The following is a 6113-nucleotide window of genomic DNA, read 5'->3' as shown; positions in this document are numbered from 1 at the left end:
ACCCCCAACCACAAGGTGGTGACGGGAGTTACGCCGTGTGGACCGCCGCCAGCCGGTCCGGCCGTGGCGGCAGGAGCGGCAGCGCCACCAGGACAGCATGCCGTTCGGCGCGCCGCCGCTGCCGCCGAACGACCCCGACGCGACCATGCTGATCCCGCGGATCAGCGGCGTGCAGGGCGGCAACCGCTGGCCGGTGGCCGACCCGGACGTGCTGCGGCCCTACGACGCGCTGGCGACGCGGATGATGCCACGCATCACGGCGTCGCCGTCCACCTCGTTCGGCGAGGGTCCCGGCCTGGACGCCACCGGCTTCCACGCGCCCGTCGAGGCGCCGGAGAAGCCGGCCGCGCCGTCGCTGGCGAAGTCCAGCAGCCGGATCGCCATCGCGTCCCTGATCAGCCGGATCACCGGGTTCCTCTGGAAGATCATGCTGGTCTGGGCCGTGGGCACCGGCGTGGTGAACGACTCGTTCAACATCGCCAACACGCTGCCCAACATCGTCTTCGAGCTGCTGCTCGGCGGCGTCCTGAGCAGTGTGGTGGTGCCGCTGCTGGTGCGGTCGCAGGACGACAAGGACGGCGGCCTGGCCTACACCCAGCGCATGCTGACGGTGGCGTTCGTGCTGCTGGTGATCGGCACGGTGGTCGCGGTGGCCGCCGCGCCGTGGCTGACCTCGCTCTACCTGGACGGCGAACCGGGCAAGACCAGCTCGGACCTGACCACGGCGTTCGCCAGGCTGCTGCTGCCGGAGATCCTGTTCTACGGCCTGTTCGCGCTGCTCTCGGCGATCCTCAACGCCAAGCAGATCTTCGGGCCGCCGGCCTGGGCGCCGGTGGTGAACAACCTTGTCGTGATCTTCACGCTGGCCGTGTTCATGCTCACCCCCGGCGAGATCACGTTCAACCCGGTCGAGATGAGCCAGCCGAAGCTGCTGCTGCTGGGCATCGGCGTGACCATGGGCATCGTCGTGCAGGCGATCATGCTGGTGCCGCCGCTGCTGCGCAGCGGGTTCCGGTTCAAGTGGCGCTGGGGCATCGACAAGCGCATGAAGGAGTTCGGCGGCCTCGCGCTGTGGATCCTCGGCTACGTCGCGGTCAGCCAGATCGGCTTCACCGTCAACACCCGCGTGCTGACCAGCGGTGACCCGGGCGGTGTGACGATCTACTCGAACGCCTGGCTGCTGTTCCAGCTGCCGTACGGCGTCATCGGCGTCTCGCTGCTCACCGCGATCATGCCGCGGCTGTCGCGCAACGCCGCCGACGGCGACACCCGCAAGGTGGTCGCCGACCTGTCCTACGCCTCCCGCATCTCGACGGTGATGCTCGTGCCGATCGCCGCGGTGATGTCGGTGATCGGCACCTCGGTCGGTGTGGCGTTGTTCAGCGGCGGGGAGAACTCGACCGCGGACGCGTCGCGGCTGGGTGAGGCACTGGCCATCTCGGCGTTCGGCCTGCTGCCGTACGCGCTGGTGATGCTGCAGCTGCGGGTGTTCTACGCGATGAAGGACGCCCGCACGCCGACGCTGATCATGGTCGTGATGACCCTGGTCAAGATCCCGCTGCTGTACCTGTGCCCGGTGCTGCTGTCGGACCAGAACATCGTGCTGGGCGCGATGATGGTCAACTCGCTGACGTTCGTGGTCGGCGCGATCATGGGCCAGGTCTGGCTGTGGGTCAGCCTGGGCAACCTGCGCAGCAAGCGCGTGCTCGGCGTCATCCTGTTCACCGTCGTGGCGAGCGGGCTGGGTGTGCTGGCCGCGGTCGCGGTCGGCTGGGTGGTCCCGGACTTCGGCGAGCGGCTGACCGCGTGGATCAAGCTGATCCTGCAGGGCATCGTCGGCCTCGGTGTGTCGTTCGGCGTACTGGCGCTGCTCAGGGTGGACGAGCTGTCGCCGGCCACGAAGAGAATCACCCGATTGATCAAGCGCGGGTAACGAACCACTCACGGATAACCCTGTCTCACCCCGTGTGTTCACGTACCCTCGACCACAGGGCGCGGGAAAGAGAGCGTGGGGTGAACGAGAAGCGGAGCGAGCAGTCCGGTCCGATCCGGACGGGTGTCCGCGCGAGGGGAGGCTCCCTCGCGCCGGGCAGCGTGGTCGGAGACGGCCGGTACCGGTTGCTCGCCCAGTTCGGCATCGACGAGCGGGCGGGCGCCCACCTGTGGCGTGCGCGGGACGGCCAGCTGCGGCGGGACGTCGCGCTGACGCTGCTCGTCGGCGACCCCGCGGACGCCGAAGCCGCACGTCAGGCCCGCAAGACCCTCGAACGCGCCACGCACGCCGCCAAGTTCAACCACGAAGCGGTCGCCAGGGTGCTCGACGTGCTCACCCTCGGCAACGGCATCACCTCCGGTGAGGGCCTGCTGGGCGTCGTGGTCACCGAGTGGACCAAGGGCACCGACCTGATCGATCTGGTCGCCGACCGCCCGGTCCAGCCGCTCGCCGCGGCCCGGATGGTCCAGCGGCTCGCCGAGGCCGTCGAGCGGGCCCACCACTCCGGTCTCGTGCTCGGCCTGGACCACCCGCAGCGCCTGCGCCTGACCACCGAAGGCTCGCTCCGCCTGGCGTTCCCCGGCCCGCTGCCGGACGCGACGCTGCGCGACGACGTGAAGGCCATCGGCGGGATCCTGTACCTGCTGCTCACCGGCCGCTGGCCGCTGCCGGGCGGGCCGGCCGCGATCCCGGCCGCGCCGCACGCCCCGAACGGACGGCTCGTGCCGCCGCGCTCGCTGCAGCCGTCGGTGCCGCAGGAGCTGTCGTCGCTGGCGGTCCGCACGGTCGAGGACGGCGGCCCTGGCGGCATCCGCACCAGCGCCGCGATCGTGCGCGCGCTGGAGATGGCCGCCGAGGCCGAGGAGCGGACGCAGCTGATCAAGGCCCAGATGGAGGCCGACGGCGACGGCACGATCTGGACGACGAAGAAGCCGGTCAAGGACCGCGCGCGGCGGCGAAAGCTGGCGCTCGGCGTCACCGTGCTGGTCGTCGCCGCGGTCGCGATCCTGGCCTGGCTCGGCATGCTGGCGATCAGCTTCTTCCAGGACGATCCCAGCTCGGGCGGCCCGCCGATCAACGTGGCCAACCCGACCCCGACGGCGTCCGCGTCGGCCCCGGTCAACCCGTCGCCGAACCCGCCGCCGTCGCCCGGCGGGCAGGCGCAGATCGGCGCCGCGGTCGGCCCGGAGAGCGTCACGGTCTACAACCCGGACGGCAACGGCGACAACACCAGCCGGGCCCGCAACACCGTGGACGGCGACCCCACCACGATCTGGCGGACCGACCAGTACCGGCAGCAGTTCCCGGCCATCAAGGAGGGCGTCGGGCTGCTGGCGAGCTTCGACAAGCCGATCAACCTGGCGAAGATCACGGTGGCCGCGGACAGCCCGGGCACCTCGATCGAGGTCCGGCTGGCCGATTCGCGCAACCCGGAGCTGGCCGACACCCGCGTGATCGGCACGGCCACGTTGAACGGGCAGACCACCGACATCACCCTTCCGCAGCCCCAGCAGGGGCAGTACGTGATCATCTGGATCACTCAGCTGAGTGACACGGACAAGGGCTACCAGTCCCAGATAGGCGAATTGACCTTCCTCCCCGCCCAGTAGGGTGCTGCGGGTGACCGCAGCTGCACCAACGGACGCCGACCTCATCGCGGCGCACGCGTCGGGGGATCCGCACGCGTTCAGCGAACTGGTCCGGCGGCATCGGGACCGCATGTGGGCGGTGGCCCTGCGCACCCTGCGCGACCCCGAGGAAGCCGCCGACGCCCTGCAGGACGCCTTCATCTCCGCCTTCCGCGCCGCCGCGAACTTCCGCGCGGAATCCCAGGTCACCACCTGGTTGCACCGGATCGTGGTGAACGCCTGCCTGGACCGGGTCCGGCGCAGGCAGGCCCGTCCGACGGTGCCGCTGCCGGAGACCGGCGTGAACGAGCCGGCCACGCCGCGGGACTCGATGGCCGACCGGGAGACCCGGCTGGTCATCAAGGAGGCGCTCGCGCAGCTGCCGGAGGACCAGCGGATGCCGATCGTGCTGGTCGACGTCGAGGGGTACTCGGTCAGCGAGACCGCGAAGATGCTCGGCATCGCGGAGGGCACGGTGAAGAGCCGCTGCGCCCGCGGCCGCGCCAAACTCGCCAAAGTTCTCGGCCATCTCCGGAACCCGGATGCATTAGCGAACGTCCCAACTCCCGAAAGCAAACGGGAGCGCGGCGGCCGGTCTGGGGCACAGCGCGAGAGGGAGGGACGATGACAGACGAGAGTCGGGGGATCGAGGCCGCCGGCCCGCCCTGGTCTGTCGACCTGCTCGCGGACCTGCACGCCGGCGTCCTGGACGACGACGAAGCCGCCCGCCTGTGGCCGCTGGTGCAGGCCGATCCCGAGGCACGCGCGATCATCGAGGCGCTGGAGGCGACCACCGCCGACCTGGCTGAGCTGAGCGCGGACGTCCCGCCGATGCCGGCCGAGTTCGCGGCCCGCCTGGACGCCGCGATCGCCGAGGAGTCGCGCCGCGCGTTCCCGCAGCAGCAGCAGCAGCCGGGCGTGGCGCCGGTGGTGAGCCTGGACGCGGCCCGCCGTCGCCGCAACAAGCGCATCGGCTGGATCAGCGGGGTGGTGGCCGTGGCCGCCGCCGCGGTGGCCGCCGTCGCGATCGCCATCCCGGGTGGCACGTCGCCGTCGCCGGGCAGCAACGTGGCCGCGCCCCCGCCGGGTCAGAGCGCGCCGCAGCCGCCGCTGAACCTGCGCAGCGACCAGGCCGCGAGCGCGGTCGGCCAGATGCAGGGCACGTTCGACTACGGACCGCTGGGCAACGCGGACGCGCTGCAGACGTGCCTGACCGCCGCCGGCTTCGCCGACACCGCCAAGCCGATCGGCGTCCGCCAGGGCTCGATCGACGGGCAGCCGGCCGTGCTGACCCTGCTGACCACCGGTCAGCTGGCGAAGTTCCGGCTGGTCGCGTTCGCCCCGACCTGCGGCGCGGGCAACGCCGGGGTGCTCTTGGACAAGGTGATCGGGTAAGCGCGTTCCACGTCACGGGCGAGCCGTGTCACGCCGGGAACACTGGACCCTACGATCGTGTTGAGCCTGGTACGCAGGTCACGACGAGCGGAGGTCTACGGGTGGCAGCGGAAAACGTTCGGAACCTCATCATCGTGGGGTCGGGTCCGGCCGGGTACACGGCCGCGGTGTACGCCGCGCGTGCCCAGCTCGAACCGCTGGTGTTCGAGGGTTCCCAGTTCGGCGGCGCGCTCATGACCACCACCGAGGTCGAGAACTACCCCGGCTTCCGGGACGGCATCCAGGGCCCGGACCTGATGGAGGAGATGCGCAAGCAGGCCGAGCGCTTCGGCGCGGAGCTGCGCGCCGAGGACGTGGAGAAGCTCGAGCTGGAGGGCGACGTCAAGTACGTCACCGCCCACGGCACGCGCTACGCGGCCAAGGCCGTCGTCCTCGCCATGGGTTCGGCCGCGCGCTACCTCAACGTGCCCGGTGAGCAGGAGCTGCTCGGCCGCGGTGTCTCGGCGTGCGCGACCTGTGACGGCTTCTTCTTCCGCGACCAGGACATCGCCGTGCTCGGCGGTGGCGACTCCGCCATGGAGGAGGCCACCTTCCTGACCAAGTTCGCCCGGTCGGTGACGATCGTGCACCGGCGCGAGGAGTTCCGCGCCTCCAAGATCATGCTCGAGCGCGCCCGCGCGAACGAGAAGATCAAGTGGGCGCTGAACAAGCAGGTCGTCGAGGTGCTGGGCGACACCACCGTGTCCGGCCTGAAGCTCAAGGACACCGTCACCGGCGAGGAGTCGGTGCTCGACGTCACCGGCTTCTTCGTCGCGATCGGCCACGACCCGCGCAGCGAGCTGGTCAAGGGCCAGGTCGAGCTGGACGCCGAGGGTTACGTCCTGACCAAGGGCCGCACCTCCTACACCAACCTGCCGGGCGTCTTCGCCGCGGGCGACCTGGTCGACCACACCTACCGGCAGGCCATCACCGCCGCAGGCTCGGGCTGCTCCGCGGCCATCGACGCCGAGCGCTGGCTGGCCGAGCACGCCGGCAACCCCGAAGCCGAGATCGCGCCCGAACTGGTGGGCGGCGGCTACGGCTCCGCGAACTGAACT

General features: G+C 70.9%; 5 protein-coding genes. All 5 read left to right on the top strand.

Going from position 1 to position 6113, the window contains the following annotated elements:
* The first annotated feature begins 97 nt into the window (after nucleotides 1-97).
* The 5 genes from murJ (at nucleotide 98) to trxB (ending at nucleotide 6110) form a co-directional block, all read left to right on the top strand.
* Entirely contained in the window at nucleotides 98-1933 is a 1836-nt protein-coding gene (gene murJ / locus ABZ193_RS12280; protein WP_157358404.1) for a murein biosynthesis integral membrane protein MurJ, read from the top strand.
* An 80-nt stretch (nucleotides 1934-2013) separates the two neighbouring features.
* On the top strand, nucleotides 2014-3603 hold the full coding sequence (locus ABZ193_RS12275) for a protein kinase family protein (RefSeq protein WP_020416217.1): 1590 nt from the start codon (nucleotides 2014-2016) through the stop codon (nucleotides 3601-3603).
* A gap of 10 nt (nucleotides 3604-3613) precedes the next feature.
* Nucleotides 3614-4249, top strand: a complete 636-nt coding sequence (sigM, locus tag ABZ193_RS12270) for an RNA polymerase sigma factor SigM (protein ID WP_027933195.1) — start codon at nucleotides 3614-3616, stop codon at nucleotides 4247-4249.
* Nucleotides 4246-5016 (top strand): hypothetical protein, encoded by a 771-nt coding sequence (locus ABZ193_RS12265; protein WP_354709842.1) that lies wholly within the window; start codon nucleotides 4246-4248, stop codon nucleotides 5014-5016. The genes sigM and ABZ193_RS12265 overlap by 4 nt, the downstream gene beginning before the upstream one ends.
* Before the next feature lie 101 nt (nucleotides 5017-5117).
* Complete coding sequence (trxB, locus tag ABZ193_RS12260; RefSeq protein WP_020416220.1) at nucleotides 5118-6110, top strand: thioredoxin-disulfide reductase; 993 nt, start codon at nucleotides 5118-5120, stop codon at nucleotides 6108-6110.
* Nucleotides 6111-6113: the final 3 nt, after the last annotated feature.

Source organism: Amycolatopsis sp. NPDC006125 (assembly GCF_040614195.1).
Lineage (GTDB): Bacteria > Actinomycetota > Actinomycetes > Mycobacteriales > Pseudonocardiaceae > Amycolatopsis_E > Amycolatopsis_E tucumanensis.
Note: the sequence above shows the minus strand (reverse complement) of the source record. Positions and strands in the feature narration are given on the sequence as shown.